This window comes from Faecalibacterium butyricigenerans, assembly GCF_020687345.1.
GTDB lineage: Bacteria > Bacillota > Clostridia > Oscillospirales > Ruminococcaceae > Faecalibacterium > Faecalibacterium butyricigenerans.
On record NZ_JAJEQL010000017.1, the window covers coordinates 25,605 to 46,930 of the forward strand.

19 protein-coding genes are annotated in these 21,326 nt (G+C 55.6%); 17 read left to right on the forward strand and 2 right to left on the reverse strand.

Features of this window, described 5'->3' with window-relative positions; translation table 11 throughout:
- The first annotated feature begins 89 nt into the window (after positions 1-89).
- The 14 genes from LKD23_RS07980 (at position 90) to LKD23_RS08045 (ending at position 15,880) form a co-directional block, all read left to right on the forward strand.
- Positions 90-1,322, forward strand: coding sequence for an argininosuccinate synthase (locus tag LKD23_RS07980; RefSeq protein ID WP_227621185.1), 1,233 nt, complete (start codon positions 90-92; stop codon positions 1,320-1,322).
- Between the two features lie 243 nt (positions 1,323-1,565).
- Positions 1,566-2,966 carry an argininosuccinate lyase gene (argH, locus tag LKD23_RS07985; RefSeq protein ID WP_227621186.1) on the forward strand — a complete coding sequence of 467 codons (1,401 nt, stop codon included), beginning with the start codon at positions 1,566-1,568 and terminating at the stop codon, positions 2,964-2,966.
- The gene (gene argC, locus LKD23_RS07990) at positions 2,963-3,904 is read left to right on the forward strand and encodes an N-acetyl-gamma-glutamyl-phosphate reductase (RefSeq protein ID WP_227621187.1); all 942 of its coding nucleotides are present in this window, start codon (positions 2,963-2,965) and stop codon (positions 3,902-3,904) included. Before argH ends, argC begins: the two co-directional genes overlap by 4 nt.
- Before the next feature lie 206 nt (positions 3,905-4,110).
- On the forward strand, positions 4,111-5,340 hold the full coding sequence (gene argJ, locus LKD23_RS07995) for a bifunctional glutamate N-acetyltransferase/amino-acid acetyltransferase ArgJ (protein ID WP_227621188.1): 1,230 nt from the start codon (positions 4,111-4,113) through the stop codon (positions 5,338-5,340).
- A 14-nt stretch (positions 5,341-5,354) separates the two neighbouring features.
- Positions 5,355-6,209, forward strand: coding sequence for an acetylglutamate kinase (argB, locus tag LKD23_RS08000; RefSeq protein ID WP_227621189.1), 855 nt, complete (start codon positions 5,355-5,357; stop codon positions 6,207-6,209).
- Positions 6,210-6,454: 245 nt separating this feature from the next.
- Positions 6,455-7,660, forward strand: coding sequence for an acetylornithine/succinylornithine family transaminase (locus LKD23_RS08005; protein ID WP_227621190.1), 1,206 nt, complete (start codon positions 6,455-6,457; stop codon positions 7,658-7,660).
- Positions 7,657-8,574 (forward strand): ornithine carbamoyltransferase, encoded by a 918-nt coding sequence (gene argF, locus LKD23_RS08010; protein WP_227621191.1) that lies wholly within the window; start codon positions 7,657-7,659, stop codon positions 8,572-8,574. Before LKD23_RS08005 ends, argF begins: the two co-directional genes overlap by 4 nt.
- A gap of 749 nt (positions 8,575-9,323) precedes the next feature.
- Positions 9,324-10,136 (forward strand): HipA domain-containing protein, encoded by an 813-nt coding sequence (locus LKD23_RS08015; RefSeq protein WP_227621192.1) that lies wholly within the window; start codon positions 9,324-9,326, stop codon positions 10,134-10,136.
- A 4-nt stretch (positions 10,137-10,140) separates the two neighbouring features.
- Complete coding sequence (locus tag LKD23_RS08020) at positions 10,141-10,530, forward strand: hypothetical protein (RefSeq protein WP_227621193.1); 390 nt, start codon at positions 10,141-10,143, stop codon at positions 10,528-10,530.
- Between the two features lie 236 nt (positions 10,531-10,766).
- Entirely contained in the window at positions 10,767-11,435 is a 669-nt protein-coding gene (locus tag LKD23_RS08025) for an alpha/beta hydrolase (RefSeq protein WP_227621196.1), read from the forward strand.
- Positions 11,432-11,869 (forward strand): YaiI/YqxD family protein, encoded by a 438-nt coding sequence (locus tag LKD23_RS08030; RefSeq protein ID WP_055188917.1) that lies wholly within the window; start codon positions 11,432-11,434, stop codon positions 11,867-11,869. The genes LKD23_RS08025 and LKD23_RS08030 overlap by 4 nt, the downstream gene beginning before the upstream one ends.
- A gap of 1,379 nt (positions 11,870-13,248) precedes the next feature.
- Positions 13,249-13,524 carry a helix-turn-helix domain-containing protein gene (locus LKD23_RS08035; protein WP_117530179.1) on the forward strand — a complete coding sequence of 92 codons (276 nt, stop codon included), beginning with the start codon at positions 13,249-13,251 and terminating at the stop codon, positions 13,522-13,524.
- Positions 13,525-13,589: 65 nt separating this feature from the next.
- Positions 13,590-14,789, forward strand: a complete 1,200-nt coding sequence (locus LKD23_RS08040; protein WP_227621194.1) for a tyrosine-type recombinase/integrase — start codon at positions 13,590-13,592, stop codon at positions 14,787-14,789.
- Between the two features lie 512 nt (positions 14,790-15,301).
- Entirely contained in the window at positions 15,302-15,880 is a 579-nt protein-coding gene (locus LKD23_RS08045) for a helix-turn-helix domain-containing protein (RefSeq protein WP_227621195.1), read from the forward strand.
- Between the two features lie 61 nt (positions 15,881-15,941).
- Here the strand turns inward: LKD23_RS08045 and LKD23_RS08050 are convergent, their stop codons facing one another.
- Positions 15,942-16,919, reverse strand: coding sequence for a hypothetical protein (locus LKD23_RS08050; RefSeq protein WP_015565720.1), 978 nt, complete (start codon positions 16,917-16,919; stop codon positions 15,942-15,944).
- A 9-nt stretch (positions 16,920-16,928) separates the two neighbouring features.
- On the reverse strand, positions 16,929-17,366 hold the full coding sequence (locus LKD23_RS08055; protein WP_015565721.1) for a DUF4869 domain-containing protein: 438 nt from the start codon (positions 17,364-17,366) through the stop codon (positions 16,929-16,931).
- Positions 17,367-17,520: 154 nt separating this feature from the next.
- On the opposite strand from LKD23_RS08055, the gene LKD23_RS08060 reads away from it, so the two are divergent.
- The 3 genes from LKD23_RS08060 to LKD23_RS12990 are packed head-to-tail and all read left to right on the forward strand — an operon-like array spanning position 17,521 to position 21,230.
- A complete protein-coding gene (locus tag LKD23_RS08060) occupies positions 17,521-18,387 on the forward strand; it encodes a DUF6017 domain-containing protein (RefSeq protein ID WP_097791726.1) in 867 nt (288 codons plus the stop codon).
- 4 nt (positions 18,388-18,391) lie between these two features.
- Entirely contained in the window at positions 18,392-19,294 is a 903-nt protein-coding gene (locus tag LKD23_RS08065; RefSeq protein WP_097791851.1) for a ParA family protein, read from the forward strand.
- Positions 19,251-21,230 (forward strand): CD1108 family mobile element protein, encoded by a 1,980-nt coding sequence (locus LKD23_RS12990; protein WP_349138474.1) that lies wholly within the window; start codon positions 19,251-19,253, stop codon positions 21,228-21,230. The genes LKD23_RS08065 and LKD23_RS12990 overlap by 44 nt, the downstream gene beginning before the upstream one ends.
- Positions 21,231-21,326 lie beyond the last annotated feature (96 nt).

Consider the following 21,326-nt stretch of genomic DNA (forward strand, 5'->3'; position numbering starts at 1 on the left):
CCGAAAGATAAGATGCCGAGCGACCCGGGAGGGATGCCCGGGCGGCAGACAAAAGTGTAAAAAGTGTAGCAAACAAAGGAGCGAATATCATGAAAAAGGAAGATATTAAGAAAGTTGTTCTGGCTTACTCGGGCGGTCTGGATACCTCCATCATCATTCCCTGGCTGAAGGAGAACTACAACAACTGCGAGGTCGTCGCCGTCTCCGGCGATGTCGGTCAGGGCACCGAGCTGGACGGTCTGGAGGAGAAAGCCAAGAAGACCGGCGCCTCCAAGCTGTATATCCTCGACCTGAAGAAGGACTTTGTCGAGAACTACATCTTCCCCACCCTGAAGTTCGGCGCAAAGTACGAAGACTACCTGCTGGGCACCAGCTTCGCACGTCCCTGCATCGCCAAGGCGCTGGCGGACATCGCCATCAAGGAGGGCGCAGACGCCATCTGCCACGGCTGCACCGGCAAGGGCAACGATCAGGTGCGTTTTGAGCTGACCCTGAAGGCCCTCTGCCCCGATATGGCGATCATCGCTCCCTGGCGTGAGTGGGACATCGAGAGCCGTGACGAGGAGATCGACTACGCCGAGGCACACAACATCCCCCTGAAGATCAACCGTGAGACCAACTACTCCAAGGATAAGAACCTGTGGCACCTGAGCCACGAGGGCCTCGATCTGGAGAACCCCGCCAACGAGCCGCAGTACAACAAGCCCGGCTTCCTCGAGCTGGGCGTTTCCCCCGAGCAGGCACCCGACACCCCGACCTACATCACCCTCCACTTCGAGAAGGGCATCCCCACCGCCGTTGACGGCAAGGAGATGGGCGCAGTCGAGCTGGTCGAGTACCTGAATAAGGTGGGCGGCGAGAACGGCATCGGCCTGCTGGACATCGTCGAGAACCGTCTGGTGGGCATGAAGAGCCGCGGCGTCTATGAGACTCCCGGCGGCGCGATCCTGTATAAGGCCATCAATGTTCTGGAGACCATCACGCTGGACAAGGAGAGCGCACACTTCAAGGCTCAGCTGGCCCAGAAGTACGCCGACATCGTCTACAACGGCCAGTGGTTCACTCCGCTGCGTGAGGCGCTGGATGCCTTCGCCGACAGCCTTGAGAAGACCGTCACCGGCGATGTCAAGCTGAAGCTCTACAAGGGCAACATGATCAACGCCGGCGTCACCTCTCCGTACACCCTGTACGACGAGCAGACTGCTTCCTTCGGCGTGGATAAGGACTATGACCAGTCCGATGCTACCGGCTTCATCAACCTCTTCGGCCTGTCCATCAAGGAGCGCGCAAAGCTGTCCAAGAACTGGCCTGAGATCAAGTAAGGAACTGCTTATCCTCCCCTTTGGCGTGTTTTTTACACTTTCACGCTGAAGGCTCAATCACCGGCATATTGCTGGCGGCACCGCCGCGGGAGCTTTTTCCCCTGCGGCGGCTTTGCCGTTTTTAAGGAACAACCTCTCCGACAGCGCTGACGCGCTGCCGCCTCTCCTATCGAGGAGAGGCCTTGCAACCCGGCCTTGTCGAGCGTAAGCGAGACGGAGAGGTTTATGAAAGGGACTTTAACAATGGCAGAACAACTTTGGAAGGGCCGTTTCTCCAAGGCGGTCGATTCCCGCGTCAACGACTTCAACTCTTCCATCCGCTTCGACCAGCGGATGATCGCACAGGATATGCGGGGCAGCGGCGTCCACGCCGCCATGCTGGCCAAGCAGGGCATCATCTCGGAAAAAGACTGTGAGGACATCCTGAGCGGTCTGGCCTCAATCGCCGATGATCTGGCCTCCGGCGCCCTCACCATCGACCCCAACGCCGAGGACGTCCATACCTTTGTGGAGCAGACTCTGACCGCCCGCATCGGCGACGCAGGCAAGCGTCTCCACACCGGCCGCAGCCGGAACGATCAGGTGGCGCTGGACATCCGCCTGACCCTGCGGGACTACAGCCATACATTGCAGGCCTACATCGTCGAGCTGGTAAAGGTCATCTGCAAGAAGGCTGCCGAGAACACCACCGCCGTCATGCCCGGCTACACCCACCTGCAGCGCGCCCAGCCCATTACCTTCGGCCACGCGCTGATGGCCTACGCATGGATGCTGCTGCGGGATCTGCAGCGCTTCGAGGACGCTACCGCCCGGATGGACGCCCAGTGCCCGCTGGGCAGCGGCGCTCTGGCAGGCACCACCTATCCGCTGGACCGCGCCTTTACCGCCGAGAAGCTGGGCTTTGCAGCACCCTGCCCCAACAGCCTCGATGGCGTGTCCGACCGTGACTTCTGCATCGAACTGGCCAGCGCCATCTCCCTGTGCATGATGCACCTGTCCCGCCTGAGCGAGGAGATCATCCTGTGGTGCAGCTGGGAGTTCAAATTCATCGAGCTGGACGACGCCTTTACCACCGGCTCGTCCATCATGCCCCAGAAGAAAAACCCTGACGTCACCGAGCTGATCCGCGGCAAGACGGGCCGGGTCTACGGCGACCTGAACACCCTTCTGGTCATGATGAAGGGCATCCCCCTCGCCTACAACAAGGATATGCAGGAGGACAAGGAGGCCATCTTTGACGCGGTGGATACGCTGGAGCTCTGCCTCAAGACCGTGACCCCGATGCTGGACACCATGAAGACCCTGCCCGCCAATATGCGCCGCGCCGCCGCCAAGGGCTTCATCAACGCCACCGATTGCGCCGACTATCTGACCAAGAAGGGAATGCCCTTCCGCGACGCCTACAAGCTCACCGGCTGCATGGTCTCCGACTGCATCCAGAAGGATAAGGTGCTGGAGGAGCTGAGCCTTGAGGAGTTCAAGGGCTACAGCGCTCTGTTCGAAAACGACGTCTACGACGCCATCGACCTCATCAAGTGCTGCGAGGGCCGCACCAGCTACGGCGGTCCCAGCGAGGCCAGCGTCAGAAAGCAGATCGAGCTGGCTTCGGCCCAGCTCGGCGCATGGGAGGCAGAAAACGCATGAGCGTGAAAGTCTTTATCGACGGTTCTTCGGGCACGACGGGCCTGCGCATCGCCGACCGTCTGGCCGCCCGGCCTGACATCGAGCTGCTGAGCATCTCGGCGGAGGGACGCAAGGATGTGAACGAACGGGCGAAGGTCATCAACTCCGCCGACCTCGCCTTCCTCTGCCTGCCGGATGCGGCGTCCAAAGAGGTCATGCCGCTTCTCCGCCCCGACGTCAAGGTGCTTGACACCTCCACGGCGTTCCGCACCGATGCAGCGTGGGACTACGGCTTCCCGGAGCTGAAGGGCCAGAAGGAGAAGATCAGAAATTCCTGCCGCGTGGCGGTGCCCGGCTGCTATGCCAGCGGCTTTATCAGCATCGCGCGGCCTCTGGTGGAGCTGGGGCTGGCCCCGGCGGACTATCCCTTCAGCTGCACCGGCATCTCGGGCTACTCCGGCGGCGGCAAGAAGATGATCGCCGAGTACGAGAGCGCCGACCGTCCGGCCCACAGCAAGCTGGACGCACCCAAGAGCTACGGCCTCGGCCTTGCCCACAAGCATCTGCCCGAGATGCAGAAGATCAGCGGCCTCGCCCACACCCCCGCCTTTGTGCCGGTGGTGTGCGACTACTACAGCGGGATGCAGGTTCTGGTGCCCCTCGACCTCCGGCTGGCTGGCACCAGCGCGGAGGCCGTGGCCGCAGGCATCGCGGAATATTATAAGGAGGGCGCGACCGTTTCCGTCCACGCCCTCAACGAAGCTCTGCCCGAGAATGGTCTGTACTCCAACGCCCTGTCCGGCAGCGACCGGATGGAGCTGTACATGACCGTCAACGCAGCGGGAGACCAGATGATGCTGGTGTCCCTGTTCGACAATCTGGGCAAAGGCTCCTCCGGTGCAGCCATCCAGTGCATGAATCTGATGCTGGGGATGGACGAGACGGAGGGGCTGGAATAACCTCTCTGTCAGCGCTGGCGCGCTGCCACTGCCCGGGTTGCGGCACCCAGCCGCCGCAGCGCTTTGCTTGCGTCTTGCTGGCCGCGGCCCCAACAACGACTCCCTGTTTCCGCCACTGGCGGCGGTCGTCGTTGTTGCTCCTATCGAGGAGAGGCCTTGTCGAGCGAAGCGAGACTGAGAGGTTTTAAAATTAGGGGGATTTTCAGATGCAGTATAAAGAAGTTGAGGGCGGCATCTGCGCGCCCAAAGGTTTTGCAGCGGCCGGTGTCCATTGCGGCATCCGGGCGAATCACAGTGAAAAATACGATCTGGCACTCATCAAGGCCGACGTCCGCTGCGCCGCAGCCGGTGTCTACACCACCAACAAGGTCTGCGGCGCACCCATCAAGGTGGACCGCGCCCACCTGACCGACGGCTATGCACAGGCCATCGTGGTCAACAGCGGCAACGCCAACACCTGCGCCGCCAACGGTGTGGCGCTGGCCGAGGAGTGCTGTGAGCTGGTGGGCAAGGCGCTGGGCATCGCCGCAGAGGACGTCCTGCCCTCCTCCACCGGCGTCATCGGCCAGCCCATGGTCATCGACCCCTTTGCCCGGGGCATCCCTGCCGCTGCGGCGAAGCTTGCAGCTGACGCACAGGGCAGCACCGACGCGGCAACAGCCATCATGACCACCGACACCCACAAGAAGGAGTATGCCATCCAGTTCGAGCTGGGCGGCAAGACCTGCACGGTGGGCGCGATCGGCAAGGGCAGCGGGATGATCGCCCCCAACATGGCGACCATGCTGGCCTTCTACACCACCGACGCCGCCGTCTGCCCCGCCCTTCTGGAAAAAGCCCTCAAGACGGTGGTGCCCGGCACCTACAACCAGATGAGCGTCGATCTGGACACCTCCACCAACGACACCCTCATTATCATGGCCTCCGGCCTCGCGGGCAACCCGGAGATCACCGAGGAGAACGCCGATTACAATGCCTTTGTGGCGGCGCTGACCGCCATCGCCGAGCATATGTGCGCCGAGCACGCCGGTGACGGTGAGGGTGCGACCCATCTCATCACCTGCGAAGTCACCCACGCCCCCGACCTCAAAACGGCCCGCGCCGTCAGCCGCAGCGTGGTCTGCTCCAACCTCTTCAAGGCCGCAGTCTTTGGCCGCGACGCCAACTGGGGCCGCATCCTCTGCGCCATCGGCTACACGCCCGGCGACTTCTCCATCGACAAGGTCTGCGTCTGGCTGTCCAGCGCCGCCGGTAAGGTCTACGTCTGCGAGAACGCCGCCTACCACCCCTACAGCGAGGAGGAGGCCGCAAAAGTTCTGGCTGAGCATGACATCCTCGTGAAGGTGGATATGGGCACCGGCGACGCCTCGGCCAAGGCATGGGGCTGCGACCTGACCTACGACTACGTCAAGATCAACGGCGATTACCGCACCTGAGAAGGAGGACCGCAATGAAAAATGAAGAAATGGCCCTCCTGTTCTCGGAGGCGACCCCCTATATCCAGAAATACCACGGCAAGACCATGGTCATCAAGTACGGCGGCAACGCCATGATCAACGAGACGCTGAAGAACGCCGTCATGAACGACCTCGTCACCCTCACCCTGCTGGGCGTCCGGGTGGTGCTGGTGCACGGCGGCGGCCCGGCCATCAACGAGATGCTCAAAAAGGTGGGCGTCGAGAGCCACTTTGCAGGCGGTCTGCGCGTCACCGACGACGCAACGATGGAGATCGTCCAGCAGGTGCTGGCCGGCAAGGTGAACAAGGACCTCGTGGCAAAGCTGCGGGGCCGCGGCGTGGGCCTCTGCGGCATGGACGGCCAGATGCTTCGCTGCACCGAGCTGGACCCCCAGCTGGGCCATGTGGGCGAGATCATCCATGTGGACCCCACCCTGATCTCCAGCCTGCTGGACAGCGGCTATATCCCCGTCATCGCAACGGTGGGCATGGATGACCTCGGGCAGGCCTACAACGTCAACGCCGACACGGCTGCTGCCCAGATCGCCATCGCCCTCAAGGCCGAGAAGCTCGTCTCCATGACCGACATCGCGGGCCTGCTGCGGGACAAGGAGGATGAGTCCACCCTCATCCCCGAGGTGGAGGTCTCCGAGATCGAGGGCTACAAGTCCGCCGGCATCATCGCGGGCGGCATGATCCCGAAGATCGGCGGCATGGCTGACGCCATCTATCAGGGCGTCCACGAGGCCGTCATCATTGATGGCCGTGTGCCCCACTCTATCCTGCTGGAGCTGTTCTCCGACCGCGGCTCCGGCACCCGCTTCTACCGCCGCAGCCATCACGAATAAGGGTTGCGTGATGCGCCGGAGTGCCCTATAATAATGGATAAGAACACTTTCCGATATGCCAAGGCCTCCCCTCGATAGGGGAGGTGGCACGGCGACAGCCGTGACGGAGAGGTTTAGCCCTGCTGCGGCTCACGGCTAGGCTCTCCTTCGTACAACCTCTCAGGCGCTTCGCGCCAGCTCCCCTTGTAGGGGAGCCTTTGGCAAAGAGGGAAAGTATGCGGCTCCACCGTCAGGAGGTAAAGAATATGGATTCCGAAAAAGTCATCAAGCGGGACGGCGAATACGTCCTGCACACCTACGGACGCAACCCCATCGTCCTCGAGAAGGGCCACGGCCTCTACGCCGAAGGCCCTGAGGGACAGAAGTATCTCGACTTCACCAGCGGCATCGGCGTCAACAGTCTGGGCTACTGCGACATGACGTGGGCCGAGGCCGTCTCCGAGCAGGCCCATAAGCTGCAGCACGCCTCCAATCTCTACTATACCGCCCCCTGCGGCAAGCTGGCCAAAAAGCTCTGCAAGCGCACCGGGATGAGCAAGGTGTTCTTCGGCAATTCGGGCGCAGAGGCCAACGAGGGTGCCATCAAGGCCGCCCGCAAGTACAGCTTCGACAAGTACGGCGCCGACCGCTACAATGTCATCACGCTGGTCAACAGCTTCCACGGCCGCACCATCGCCACCCTGACCGCCACCGGACAGGGCGTGTTCCACAACTACTTCGGCCCCTTCAACGAGGGTTTCCAGTATGTCAAGGCGGGCGACATCAGCGCCCTGACCGAGATGGTGGACCGTCATACCTGTGCCGTCATGCTGGAGCTGGTGCAGGGCGAGGGCGGCGTCGTGGCCCTCGACCCGGAATATGTGCAGGCCGTCCGCGCCCTCTGCGACGAAAAGGACCTCGTCCTCATCGTGGACGAGGTGCAGACCGGCGTGGGCCGCACCGGCACCTTCCTGTGCTGTGAGCACTATGGCCTCAAGCCCGACATCGTCACGCTGGCCAAGGGTCTGGGCGGCGGCCTGCCCATCGGCGCAGTGCTGATGAATGAGAAAGTCGCTGCCGGGATGGGGCCGGGCACCCACGGCTCCACCTTCGGCGGAAACCCGGTGGTCTGCGCCGGTGCCAATGTGGTCGTGGACCGGATGGACGCCAGCTTCCTTGCCAACGTCAACGAGCGGGCCGTCCAGCTGCGCACCGGTCTGGAAAAGCTGCCCCGGGTCAAGAGCCTGTCGGGCATCGGCCTGATGGTCGGCATCGAGTTCCTCGAGGGCATCAAGGCCGCTGACGTGCTGGCCGCCTGCCGCGCGAAGGGTCTGCTGGTGCTGACGGCCAAGACCCGTCTCCGCCTGCTGCCGCCCCTGAGCCTCACCGCCCACGATGTGGAGATGGCGCTGGACATTCTGGGCAGCGTGCTGGCCGGGATGGACCCCAGCAAAACGGAGGGGCAGGCATGAAGCATCTGCTGAAAATGAGCGACCTGACCCCAGCCGAGGTGGCCCATATCCTCGATGTGGCCGACGAGCTGAAGGCCCGACAGAAGGCCGGAGGCACGGAGCCTCTGTTGAAGGGCAAGAGCGTCGCGCTGATGTTTTCGAAAAACTCCACCCGCACCCGCACCAGCTTTGAGGTGGGCGTCTACCAGCTGGGAGGCCTCGGCAACTACATGAACGCCGCCACCGAGCTGCAGTCCGGCCGGGGCGAGCCGCTGAAGGACACCGCCCGGGTGCTGGGCCGGTATTACGACTGTGTGGTCTGGCGCACCTACCGCCAGCGCGACCTTGAGGAGTTCGCAGAGTACGCGGGCGTGCCGGTCATCAACGGCCTCACCGACTATGCCCACCCCTGTCAGGTGCTGGCCGACCTCATGACCATCCGGGAGAGCCGCGGCCCGCTGGCGGGGCAGAAGCTCTGCTTCGTCGGCGACGGCAGCAATATGGCCAACAGCCTTATCGTGGGCGGCCTGCTGGCCGGCATGAAGGTGGACTGCGTCTGCCCCCACGGCTACCGCCCGGCGGCAGATGTGCTGATGTTCGCCCACAGGTATGGCAGTGCCTTCCGTCTGCTGGAAGACCCCGCCGAGGGTGTCCGGGACGCCGACGCGGTGGTGACGGCCATCTGGAACACCGCCGCCCCCGGGACCACCGAGAGTGAGAGCCGCCTGCGGGATTTCGCGGGCTTCCAGCTCACCAGCACCCTTCTGAAGGCGGCAAAGCCGGACTGCATGGTGCTCCACTGCCTGCCCGCCCACCGGGGCGAGGAGATCTCCACCGCCGTCTTCGAGGCCCACGCGGACGAGATCTTTACCGAGGCGGAAAATCGGCTGCACGTCCAGAAGGCCGTGCTGGCCGTGCTGCTGGCAGAGAAATAAAAAATACAAGAAGGAGCTGCTGCACCGGGAAAAGACCCGTGCAGCAGCTCCTTTTTTGTTTTATGCAGCAGGAGGGTACCCTTATCCCCTTAAGATCTCGCCGCTGACCGGCAGGACATTGTAATCACCTGCCGCCGCAATGGCTCTCGCTTCGTCCAGTGCAGGCCGTATCTTCATAGCAGCTTCCCCTTTCTGCGTCAAACAAAAAACTCCCCCGGCTCTTCTGCCGAGGGAGTGGAAAAGAAAAACGCCCCCGACAGAAGAGAACCTCTTCTGTCAAGGACGAATAAAGCTTGGCCTTTTATCCGCGGTGCCACCCTGACTTCATGGGAACAACCCCATGCACTTGGCGGGATGCCAACACATCCCCGGCAACTGACGTATGCCCTGCGTTGCAGAATACTGTGCGGCAGATGCGCCGCAGTTCCCTGCACCCTCAGCGGTCCATTTCGGGAAAAGCGACGAAACGCCGCATCTTCCTTGACGAACGGTTTCCGGCCTGCTTCTCAGCTGCGCAGGCTCTCTGTACGGGCATAGTTCGCCGTTATCTCCGCTTCAACGGTTTAGTGTATTGAATTTGGCTATATTAAATCACGGTTTCCATTTGTCAAGGCCCAATTTTGATTTTTTAAAAATTTTACCTATGCTTGCGGTGGGTTGGGCTTCTGTTTCAGCAGATTGTCCGGCTCGTCAATTCATCTTGTCTATCCATCCAAACATGGTATAATGGAACAAAGGAGCGTGATACCATGAGCCCAATCGAAGTCCCTGCAAAAATCCAGTTGGTCGAAAAGCGTGAAACACGGACGAGCCGTGGAATGCTCTCAAAGGGCTGGTATCATGTAGATGATCAGCTTGTTATGGTCAAGGGCAACTCCATCACAGAGGCCGGGACAGCCGGGTATGAGCCGTATTCTGAGGTGATGGCATCGCTGATTGCACAGGTGCTGGGTCTGCCTCATGTGGAATACGTCCTGATGCCTGCCAAACTCTTTCCCGACATTCAGACCTATTCCTGCGATGTGGTCAGCGTCTGCCCCAAGTTCACAACGGACGATGAACAGCTGTATCATTTTGCCGACTTGGCTGATGCCCATTTCCTCGCCAACGGTCAGGCATCCTCACCGGAAGCATTGTTCCAGTATGCGGCAGAGTTGTACGGTAAGAAGTGGCTTTATCAGATGTTGGCGTTCGATGCCTTTATCGGCAATGAAGACCGCCACGAGAATAATTTTGATGTGATCGTCCGAGATGGAAAAAAGAATGCTCCGCCTATTTACGACAATGGCGGCAGTCTGCTTGCGTGGACAACGGACGAAGAATTGACCGACACAAAACTCCGTTATCAGTTCGATAAATCGAAGCCATTCCGCAGCCATCACGCCCAGCAGATCAAACTGGTCGACGAGCCTGTGCTGCCAACGCGTGACTTGGACGAGTTGTATAGTGAAATCATTCAGGCCATCTCGCCGATTCTCGCACTGTTAAGTGAAAAACGAGTAACGGCAATCCGCCAATATCTAAAATACCGCCTGCACTATCTGAAAGCTGCCATGGGGTGATAAAATGGCCTATCTTAAATTGATGATGGATGAAAAAGAAATCGCCCACCTAAGTGAAGATGGGCAGTCTCTTTGCGCAAATGAGGGCGTGCCGCAGGATAGCCTTCCACTGAACCTTTTCATTGGTGACAAACGCAAAGTCCCATTAGTCGATGTGGTTGTTTGGGCAAAGAAGCGTATCTTCCCGAAAAATCGGATGGACTGCAAAGAGATTTTGAAATTGATGGGACTGCCCGACTACAACGCTTGGGAGATCGTCAAGCGCACCAACGCTTGTCTGATGGAAGATCCCTATTGGCTGCGATTCAGCGAAGAGGAAACCTTTGAGGACACCACACGTGGACGAGCCAGAAGGATCATGAATGAGAATCAAAAAACATCTGATACAAATTGATATCAACTTACGATGATTTTCAGCTGACAAGCTTGTGCTGTCGGCTTATTAAAGTTGCCGGATGCTTAACTGCACCCGGCAATAAATTTTTGATGATTTTTTGTTCAGGCTATTGACACTCGTTAGCAGGTTTGCTACGGCTATGAACGCCTTTTGAATTGCAAAATGATTTTTCAGTTGCTATACTGGGCTTATCAAAGTTTTTTCGGGAGGACGTCGCAGTGACCGCACAGACAATGCAAATCAGGAGCAGACCTTGCCGCATTTACGGCGAAGCCCATGCAGAATACCTACTGCTCCAAATGACCGGCGAACACGAGCTGCAAAGCATGGACAGCGAGGTTGCCGCTATTGCACAGAGTGCGCACCACTTTCTGTTTGCGGCTATTCCAGTGGAAAGCTGGAACGATGCACTTTCTCCGTGGGAAGCCCCTGCTGTGTGGGGAACGCAAGGGTTTGGCGGCAATGCTATGGACACCCTGCGCTTTCTGATAGAACAGGTCATCCCCACGCTGAAGCGGCAGTTTCATCTCCCGGAAAACGTCAAAATCATTCTGGGCGGCTATTCACTGGCCGGGCTGTTTGCGTTGTGGGCATCCACCCAGACTGATCTGTTCTATGGTGTCGCCGCCGCATCCCCCTCTGTTTGGTTTCCGGGCTGGATGGAGTTTGAACAGCAGCATTTGATACAGGCACAGCACATTTATCTGAGCCTTGGCGACAAGGAAGAGCGCACGAAAAACGCTGTCATGGCTGCGGTGGGGGATAATATCCGCACCCTGCACAGTCGGCTTGCAGAGCGTGGCGCAGACTGCACCCTTGAATGGAACAGCGGCGGGCATTTCAAAGACGCTGACCTGCGCACTGCGAAAGCCTTTCGGTGGGTGATGGAGGAACACGCATGACCATTTTGATCGATGCAGATGGCTGTCCGGTTGTCGATTTGACATTGCAGATTGCAAAGCAGTTCGGCGTTCCTGTCATCATCCTGTGCGACACCTCGCACCAGATCGAACGTGAGGGTGCACAGACGATGGTATTCGACAAGGGTATCGACAGCGTAGACTTTGCGCTGGTCAACCGGGTCAAACCGGGGGATGTGGTCGTAACACAGGACTACGGGCTGGCGAGTATGTGCCTTGCCAAGTGCGCCCGGGTGCTGAACCAGAATGGTCTGGAATACACCGCCGACAACATAGACGCTCTCATGCTGCGGCGGTATGAAAACAAAAAGCTCCTCCGTGCCGGAAAGCACCCCAAGGGGAGCCCAAAGCGGACGAAGGAGCAGGATGTCAGGTTTGCGGACACGCTTGAGAAGATCTTGAACTGCAACCATTGATACATACTTTTGGAAGGCTGGAGAAATCCAGTCTTCTTTTTTCACAAGTGCCAATTGTGACTTTTTTGTTAACTTTCAAAGATGTGGTTGTATTTTGGCCTTTCAACTGGGTTCGTATATGAAGGCTTCTTTTTTTGGCGAATATCGATTCGAGAGATTACATCTTGGTTACAAGTTATAAATTGTGGGTGCAGAATGGCCTTTTTCGTCGGCTACCAATTAGGGGGATGATTTTTCAAAAGCCCTAAATTCCGAAGATTTTCTATAAAAAGCGGCTCCATGAAAACAGAACAGTTCAATCGTCCGGTACTTCACAAAAGGTACTTCTGTAACTCGCAGCCCGGTCATAACGAAGACGGGGTTGCTGAAATGCCAATGAAGCGGTGCAAGCCCGCTGCTGGACGATTCCCCACCCCTAGGGTGCCGAGGGCGAATATGGGAGACCTATATCATATTGACGCAGATGGACTGTAAGCCTATCTGCGACGCGAGAGTTGAAACTACTGTCAGCTCTCTTTACATTGCCACCTATCCGCAGGTGACACACTTTTTGACGCTATGAAGGATTCTTCTGGCTAGTATCAATTTGAACGATTACATCTTGGTTACAGATTGTAAGTGGTGGGTGCAGAATAGCCCTTTTCGTGGGCTCGTATATAGAGGGGTATTTCTTCGGAGTATCTTCTTTCACGAAGGTTTGCTTGTACTCGTATGATTATTATGACAATTCCGTTTAATAGCAGACGCACGATTTGCAAATGCAAATTGTGACTTTTTTGTTAATTTTCAAAAGCATTGCTACGTTTTGGCCTTTTTCGTCGGCTACCTATTGAGGGCATCTTTTTTCAAGACCACTTTCAACTTCAGGCACCGCCATTGTTGCAAAGTTTCGCCCTCCATCGGTTACCCCATGGACCGACGTTATTTTAACCAAGAAGCTACTTCGGCTATATTTTCCAAGAACTTTTTAACAAATTTCTTTTTCGGGTTACTTTTTGGCCTTTCTCGATGCCTACCAATTAGAGGGACAATTTTTCGGAAGCCTTAAATTTCGAAGATTTTCTATAAAACTCTGTTCTTTGAAAACAGAATAGTTCAATCGTCCGGTACTTCACAAAAGGTACTTCTGTAACTCGCAGCCCGGTCATAACGAAGACGGGGTGGCTGAAATGCCAATGGTGCGGTGCAAGCCCGCTGCTGGACGATTCCCCACTCCTAGGGTGCCGAGGGCGAATATGGGAGACCTTAACATATTTTTCGGGAAGTCAGCATGTTAGCCGGCTTCTCTTACATATCGCTTTTATCCTCAAGCTTTATCTAAGCTTTTTCAAATTATCAGTTTTCACGGCATGATCATCTGCCATATCCAAGGAGGGTCTATGAAGTTTAACGATGCCTATTCCCAGATGTTTCCCGGCTACCCCGATGCCGTCAGCCTTCAGCAGGCTGCGGAGATGCTTGGTCTGAACCGCCACACGGTCGGGGAACTGATCCGTTCCCGCCGCCTGTTTGCGCTTAAAATCGGCCGCACCTACCGTATCCCGAAGCTGAGCGTGATTGAGTTCCTGCTCACCGGACAGAGCACCTTCCCGGCTGGAAATCCGCCGCTGGATGTGGTATGCTGTGGGTGCAGCAACGGACAGCACGCCTGTTAACCCAAAGGAGGTTTATGATGAAAACTACAGGGTCTGTCCAAGAGAAAAATGGACGTTTCTATTTCGTGGTCAATCTTTATGATGCCAACGGTAAGCGGAAGATCAAGTGGATCTCCACAGGTCTGACCGTCCGGGGCAACAAGCGCAAGGCGGAATCCATGCTCCGGGAAGTATTGCTCCACTATGATGAGACTGGGGAGCTGCCCACAGGGCGGGGCGGAGCCTACGAAAAAGTAGATGCTAAAACCGCCAAGCCCCTGCCGCTGCCCCTCCAACCCGTCAACAAGTCGGAGATGCTGTTTCTGGACTATCTCAACGAGTGGGTGCAAGTCCATAAGGCATCCATTCAGCCTGCAACCTTTATCAGCTACAATCGGATGATCACCGGGCGTATCACGCAGTATTTTGAACCGCTGGGCTTGAAGCTGTGCGAGGTCACACCGCAGGTGCTGGATGAGTTTCAGGAGAAGATCTTGCTGGAGGGCTACACCACCAACACGGTCATTCACTACCACGCCATCTTCGGCAAAGCGTTCAAGGATGCCGTCCGCAAGGATTATCTGGAAACCAACCCGATGCTGAAAGTTGACCGCCCGAAGAAGAACAGCTTCCGTCCCAACTTCTACTCCAAGGATGAAGTCCAGCAGCTGCTTGAAGTATCGCAGGATGACCCCCTGCATCTGTGCATCCTCATCACGGCCTACTACGGTCTGCGCCGCAGCGAGGTGCTGGGGTTGAAGTGGTCGTCTATCGACTTTGAGCGCAAGTCCATCACCATCAATCACAAGGTGACGGAACAGTTGGTGAACGGCAAGTACGTTCCTGTGGTCAGCGATGTGATGAAGAACAAGACCAGCTGCCGCACCCTGCCGCTGATCCCGGCTGTGGAAGAAGAACTTCTGAAGCAGAAGGAAAAGCAGCAGCTTTACCGCAAGCTGTTCAAGAAGAGCTACAGCACTGAGTATCTGGATTTCGTCTGCACCGATCAGGAAGGCAAGCTGATCCGCCCGAACTTCGTGACGGAGCACTTCGACTGGTTGCTGACCAAGTACGGGCTGAAGCACATCCGTTTCCACGATCTGCGCCACAGCTGCGCCAGCCTGATGGTGATGAACGGCGTATCTATGAAGCAGGTTCAGGAATGGCTGGGGCACAGTACCTTTTCTACCACCGCTGACATCTACGCACACCTCGATTACAAAAGCAAACAGGGGTCTGCTGGGGTCATTGCGAACCTTTTGGGAGAATTCAAACTCCCCAAATAATTATGGATTTATCGTTCATGCATAAAGCATACTGTGATGAGGCAAAAGCGGTCTTTCTCTGCTTGATGCAAAAGAAAAAGTCGCAGATTCGTTTGAATCTGCGACTTCTGGCGGAGATGGTGGGATTCGAACCCACGTGCCCGATTAAGGACAAAACGATTTCGAGTTTTTCCTGCTTCACGGTACTTGGTGGAAGACAGAGGTAATTAGCCGACTTTTCCAGAAGATACGAACCATCGAATTTACGCTTAAAATTTCATCAAAATCCAAAATCACTAGGCTCCATGCGGATTTGAACCCACTTTCCAAAACGCAGAAAAATCTGCCTTTTGGAGAGAATCGGGAGAGATTTTACGCCCGTTGGAGAGAACGGGCGAGAGAGATTCCGGGAGCCATGATCCATCCATACAGTATGTTGCTTCTGACGCTGACAAAATCAAAGCAGCAAAGGATGGATGAATATGAGGACTCTGTTAGAGTGCTATAAAATACTCGAAGAATATCCCAACGGAATGACGAAAGACCAGTTCTACCGTGTTGCCCGCATCAACAAGCAACACGCAAAGTATCTTCTGGATTCCGGTCTCGTTCCGTGTACCAATACAGGAAAGAAAACACGCAAATACCATATTGCGACCCACGACGTGATCACCTACCTGTGTGACCGCGAAGATAACCCCGAAAAGTATAAAGTGCCAACGGGCTTTTATATCGGAAAGAATGGCTGCCCCAAGCGGCACCCGGACAAGCCTGTCACAGAGATCATCCGCTTCGATTTTACAGAGCCAGAAAAAACAGGGCTGTATACCCTATGGGAAAATCTCACGGTTGGATATGATGATCTGCTGACCACCCCGGTAGTTTCGGAGCTGACGGGCTACTCTGCACAAAGCATCCAGCGATGGTGCAATCAGAAGATCCTTGTGGGCTTCAAAATTCGTGGCACATTGACGATTCCGCGCCTTGCGGTCGTTGAGTTTATGTCCGGCGACCGTGCAACGGCTATCGTCCGAAAATCCTCAAAGCACCTCGATTTGCTCCGCACCTATGCACAGGACTGCCATGAAGGTGCAATGACAATTACATATTAAACGAACAGGACTGCTCCACAGTACAATGTGTGTGAAGCAGTCCTGTTTGCTTAGTAGGGATTTATATGTCTTTCTTGTCGAGCTGGATGTGGGACATCTCCGAAAGAATCGCTTTCTTTTCATGCTCCTGTAAATACACAGGATTCAGTTTTGACTTCGTATATTTCAGATAGCTGTCAGCGGTCTTTTGCATCAGCACAGCCGTAAAATATCGCTCCCAACTGAAATACTGCTGGCTTTCCACATGATTTTCCGGCGATTTCAGAATTTCATCGACCTCTGTGTCTTCGAGCAATCCAGAGCGAAGAATCAACCATTCAAACGATTCTGGCAGGTAAATATGAGAATCCGGCTGGAGGGCAAGCAGTTGCATAATGCGCTCCATCTGCGAACCAAATGCCGCACCGTCTGCAACCACCAGAATATTCTCCCCTGCACGGTCGGACAGCATTTTGAAAATGTTGGACTTTCCACCAGCAGATTCGCAGAAAATTCCGTTTTCGGCGCAAACAGCCTGAAAAAACTGGAACCCCGAATTGGAATCCTCTGTAATGATTGCCACTGGTTTTAGTTTCTCCAACCCCATCGGCTTTCCGTAAATTCGGAAAAACTCATTGTAGGTCTGTTTCAAGTCTCCGAAGTGTTTGGATGCCCGGATGCCGTAAATTTCCGTTACGCTATACGGTAATGTTTCAAGTCCTTCCCGCGTGACGAGCACATAGTAGTTGTCTGTTTTCTGAATCGCTGCGGCAAATTCCTTTGAAGCAGTAAAAGCATTCCCTTCATCAATAAAAACGATACTCTGCGAAAGGTCGGAAAGCTGTTTTTCCCACTGCCGCCCGGAAAGAACAACGCAATCCTTCTCGCATTGCAGTTCTATTCCACTGTCCGGGCCTAGTTCCTCGTATTCCCGAATCATCTCCACGAGCGTTGTTTTTCCTGTGGCACTATCTCCACGCAAGATCGTGATGTTCCGGCGTATTTCAAAATCGAACTTGATTTTTCGGTTTTGTACAACGACCCGATATGCTCCTGTCATAAAAAATCCTCACACATAAAGTCCTGCAACGGGGACAAGTTCCCGCATGGAGTGAACGATCTGATTGGTGTTCAGGATGCGGATAGTAAATGTTCCATTTCCAAAATCCATGAGATGCCGAAGGTTGATGGTAACATCCCGATTTTCAGCGATTTTTAACAGCCATTTGGCACAGTTATCTCCACAGGTCGAAGCGTTGAACACCTTTTCCGGCTCGTTGGCTATCAAAATCAGGGTCTTTACTCCGCCCGACAACTGCACCGGGGGAATCTTCCCCAGCACCGGACTATCAATCACACCGCTGTCCAGTACAGTGGAATGGTCTACGTCTTGTATCATCTCACGAGTAAGCGGAGCCGTGATCCACTCCTCTGCATAAGTGTTCTTAAAATAAACAGCGGTGTTGTAGATCACGTTCGGCATATCACCGTAAAAAACATTAAGCATATAAGCATCTTCTCCTGTTACATCGGTTGACACTTTTATTATCATCATTGTAAGCGTTTTTTCTGGTGAATGTCAACCTGTTTTTCATTCATTTCGGAGGGATAGTTTTCCACATGAATACACCCCTACAGTTGAAAATCCGAGGACACACCAAATGATGCTGGACTACTTCTATGGTCAGTCGGGCGAATTGTTCTCCTATTTCCGCATCCCCAAGGCACTGTTCCAAGACTGCCGTTTCCGGCAGCTCTCCACAGATGCCCGGACACTGTACGGCATCCTGCTGGACCGCATGAGCCTGTCTGTAAAGAACGGCTGGCTGGACGAGCAAGGTCGGGTGTATATCATCTACACTGTCCGGGAGGTGCAGGAATCCCTCTGCTGCGCCGAACACAAGGCGGTCAAGCTGTTCCGGGAATTGGAGGACATGGACCTCATCGAGCGCAAGCGCCGTGGTCTGGGCAGACCCAGCCTGATCTACGTCAAGGACTTTTCCTCTGGCTTGCCAAAAGCGCAAGTACAGAATTGCCCAAACAGCAATTCTTGTGCTGCCGAAAGCGCAATTCTGGTGCAGCCAAAACCGCAAGCAAATAAGACTGATAAGAATAAGACAGAGCGGAACGATCCTGACCCTATCTATTCCGGGGGCATCCGGGAGCAGCTTGAGGATTATTTTTATCAGGTGTTAGAGGTTGACCTCCTGCTCCGGCTCTGCCCGGACGATGAGGACACCATCTATCAGATCGTAGACTTGCTTGTGGATACCTGTTCCACCAAACGCAAGATGTTGCGGATTGCCGGAGATGACAAGCCCACCGAGGTGGTACGCAGTCGGCTGAAAAAGCTGAATGCCGACCACATCCGTTTTGTGCTGGATTCTCTTGCAGAAAACACTGCACCGGTGCGGAACATGAAGCAGTATCTGCTGGCGATGCTCTACAATGCGCCCACCACCATGAACCTCTACTATCAGAACAAGACGAACCACGACTTTGCGCGTGGTTCACCGAAGGCGGGGTGATGTTATCGCACAGAAAGCTACGATTATCGCAGTCACCAATCAAAAAGGCGGTGTAGGGAAAAGCACCACCTGTGAAAATCTGGGCATCGGGCTGGCGATGGAGGGCAAGAAGGTCCTACTGGTGGACGCTGACCCGCAGGGCAGCTTGACCATAGTCGCTTCACTCCTATGGCTAGTCGTGTGCACTGCGTGCAGATTTATATTTGCCCGCCATGCGGACATTGCCATCAGTATGGGCTGGCAGCAGCCCGATGAACTGCCCACCACCCTCTCTACCCTGATGCAGAAAGCCATGAACGACCAGCCCATCCAGCCCGGCGAGGGCATTCTGAACCACGCAGAGGGCGTTGACCTGATCCCTGCCAACATCGAACTGGCAGGGCTGGAGGTTGCCCTCGTAAACAGCATGAACCGGGAAAAGATGCTGAAACAGGTGCTGGATGGTGCCAAACGGGAGTACGATTTTATTCTGCTGGATTGTATGCCCTCGCTGGGGATGCTGACGATTAACGCACTGGCGGCGGCAGACGCTGCTCTGATTCCTGTGCAGGCACAGTACCTGTCTGCAAAAGGCTTGGAGCAACTTTTGCAGACCGTGCAGAAGGTCCGGCGGCAGATCAACCCGAAATTGAAAATCGAGGGCATTCTGCTGACCATGACCGACAGCCGCACCAATTACGGAAAGCAGATCAGCAATCTGATTCGTCAGGCATACGGAAAGCACTTGAAGGTGTTTGAGCCGACTATCCCACGGTCAGTCCGTGCGGCTGAAACCAGTGCGGCAGGCAAAAGCATTTTCAAGCACGACCCCAAAGGCAAGGCGGCAGAAGCCTACCAATCTCTTGCAAAGGAGGTGTTGGCGGATGCCGATCGACAGCGGAAACTTAGCTCTGAAAGGGCTAGATGACCTGTTTTCTACCGAGGAAAACCGACAGGATGAACAGCGGGAACAGGTGCAGCAGATTCCTATTGATGCGCTGCACCCCTTCACCAACCACCCCTTCAAGGTGTTGGACGATGAAGCCATGACCCGGACGGTGGAGAGCATTGCACAGTACGGTGTGCTGGCTCCGCTGATTGCCCGCCCTCGCCCGGACGGTGACGGCTACGAGATCATCTCCGGGCACCGCCGTCAGTATGCGGCTAAACTTGCCGGGCTGGACACCCTGCCGGTCATTGTGCGGCAGATGTCGGACGATGCCGCTGTGATATTGATGGTGGATTCCAATTTGCAGCGTGAGCACATCCTGCCCAGTGAACGGGCTTTTGCCTACAAAATGAAGCTGGACGCAATAAAAAATCAAGGTGCTAGGTCAGATTTAACTTCTACGCAAGTTGCGCAGAAGTTGTCCGTCGAAAAAGTTGGCGATGATGCTGGGGTAAGTAAAGATACTATTCGCCGCTTCATCCGTCTGACCAACCTTATCCCCGAACTGCTGGACATGGTAGACGAAAAAAAGATCTCCTTTAATCCCGCTGTGGAACTGTCCTATCTGGACGAAAGCCAACAGCGGGATTTTTTAGAAGCCATGTCTGGCTTTTCCTCCTGTGGCATCTTATTTGGTAGCGGCACACAGGTGTCCGGGCAGACCATGTACTCTGCCGAGGACAGGGACATCCGGGGCGCAGAACAGGACTACAAGAAGCTGGAAAAGGAACTGGATAAAAAAATCAAACGCACCCCTACCAACCACCCCGGCTACAATGAGTACCAGTATCACCTTGATTCCATCGAGCATGACCCGTGGCAGCTGACCTCGTTCCTGACCACCTTGTATGACGATTACACCCGGTCGGAGGTGCAGGGCAAGCTGAAGGAAACCTTCAAAAAACAGTACAAGCTGACCACATGGGTAGAGGTGCAGATACGGTATAAGACCGTCTGGGTCATCAGCCCGGCAGGAATCCCGGTTCCCACGCAGGTGCCCTACGAGTACAAAATCTTCCACACCAAATTGGTGAACAAAGGACTGGAAGTCGTTATCCGGGAAGAATTGAATGCCGACCAATGGAAACGGTACGAGATCTTTCAGGACACACTGGGTGGTCGGCCTTATCTATTTAACGGCGGTCTGCCGCCCGGTGGTTCCGATGGCTCCGGCACACCGGGCATCGACTATCAGGTTCCGGCAGAAGCCCTGACTGACAGCGAGTTTGCCGCCATCTACAAGGAAGCCCAAAAGTATGTGGGCACACCCTATGTGTGGGGCGGCTCCACCCCGGAAACCGGCTTTGACTGCTCCGGCTATGTCTGCTGGGTGTATAACCAGAACGGATATAACGTGGGCAGAACGACCGCCAACGGTCTGTGGAACAAGAGCCAGCACATCAGCGAAGCCGAAGCAAAGCCCGGAGATCTGGTCTTTTTCAAAGGAACCTACGACACCCCCGGCATGAGCCATACCGGGATTTATCTGGGCAATGGCATGATGGTCAGTGCCGGAGACCCCATGGAACGAAACCATGCAGACTTCTACCCGGAGATTCAGACACAGGACGAGCAGGCTGCATGGGAACTGGGCGGCAAAGGCTACCTTTCCATCCAGTCCTGTGAGGATGGATGGGACTACACCATTTACCACAGCGATTATTCTGTGATGGACGGCGGGCAGCTGAATGCCCCGGAACTGACCATTCAGGAAGCCCGTGAGCAGATTCTGGAAGCGCACCACATGGAAAAGGGGCGGCGGCTGTTGCAGGACTACGATGCCGTCATGGACAAAGTTGCGGAAGCCGAGGAACTGAGTACAGACCATCGCCCTTCCACACTGGAAAAGCTGGCAGAACTGGCAAGCAATACGTCTGCGCCAAAATCGTCTGCACGTTCTGCGCCAGAACTGTGAGGTGGACGATGCAGCAAAGATGGAACCAGAATTTTGACGGTGAACCCATGACGGACATCCCGCAGAAGTTTCTGAACGCAGGGTGCGATGTTTATA

Excerpts from the sequence above, each read along its gene's own strand:
- LKD23_RS07980 (WP_227621185.1), top strand. The coding sequence starts at position 90 with ATGAAAAAGGAAGATATTAAGAAAGTTGTTCTGGCTTACTCGGGCGGT.
- argH (WP_227621186.1), top strand. The coding sequence starts at position 1,566 with ATGGCAGAACAACTTTGGAAGGGCCGTTTCTCCAAGGCGGTCGATTCC.
- argC (WP_227621187.1), top strand. The coding sequence starts at position 2,963 with ATGAGCGTGAAAGTCTTTATCGACGGTTCTTCGGGCACGACGGGCCTG.
- argJ (WP_227621188.1), top strand. The coding sequence starts at position 4,111 with ATGCAGTATAAAGAAGTTGAGGGCGGCATCTGCGCGCCCAAAGGTTTT.
- argB (WP_227621189.1), top strand. The coding sequence starts at position 5,355 with ATGAAAAATGAAGAAATGGCCCTCCTGTTCTCGGAGGCGACCCCCTAT.
- LKD23_RS08005 (WP_227621190.1), top strand. The coding sequence starts at position 6,455 with ATGGATTCCGAAAAAGTCATCAAGCGGGACGGCGAATACGTCCTGCAC.
- argF (WP_227621191.1), top strand. The coding sequence starts at position 7,657 with ATGAAGCATCTGCTGAAAATGAGCGACCTGACCCCAGCCGAGGTGGCC.
- LKD23_RS08015 (WP_227621192.1), top strand. The coding sequence starts at position 9,324 with ATGAGCCCAATCGAAGTCCCTGCAAAAATCCAGTTGGTCGAAAAGCGT.
- LKD23_RS08020 (WP_227621193.1), top strand. The coding sequence starts at position 10,141 with ATGGCCTATCTTAAATTGATGATGGATGAAAAAGAAATCGCCCACCTA.
- LKD23_RS08025 (WP_227621196.1), top strand. The coding sequence starts at position 10,767 with ATGCAAATCAGGAGCAGACCTTGCCGCATTTACGGCGAAGCCCATGCA.
- LKD23_RS08030 (WP_055188917.1), top strand. The coding sequence starts at position 11,432 with ATGACCATTTTGATCGATGCAGATGGCTGTCCGGTTGTCGATTTGACA.
- LKD23_RS08035 (WP_117530179.1), top strand. The coding sequence starts at position 13,249 with ATGAAGTTTAACGATGCCTATTCCCAGATGTTTCCCGGCTACCCCGAT.
- LKD23_RS08045 (WP_227621195.1), top strand. The coding sequence starts at position 15,302 with ATGACGAAAGACCAGTTCTACCGTGTTGCCCGCATCAACAAGCAACAC.
- LKD23_RS08050 (WP_015565720.1), bottom strand. The coding sequence starts at position 16,919 with ATGACAGGAGCATATCGGGTCGTTGTACAAAACCGAAAAATCAAGTTC.
- LKD23_RS08055 (WP_015565721.1), bottom strand. The coding sequence starts at position 17,366 with ATGCTTAATGTTTTTTACGGTGATATGCCGAACGTGATCTACAACACC.
- LKD23_RS08060 (WP_097791726.1), top strand. The coding sequence starts at position 17,521 with ATGATGCTGGACTACTTCTATGGTCAGTCGGGCGAATTGTTCTCCTAT.
- LKD23_RS12990 (WP_349138474.1), top strand. The coding sequence starts at position 19,251 with ATGCCGATCGACAGCGGAAACTTAGCTCTGAAAGGGCTAGATGACCTG.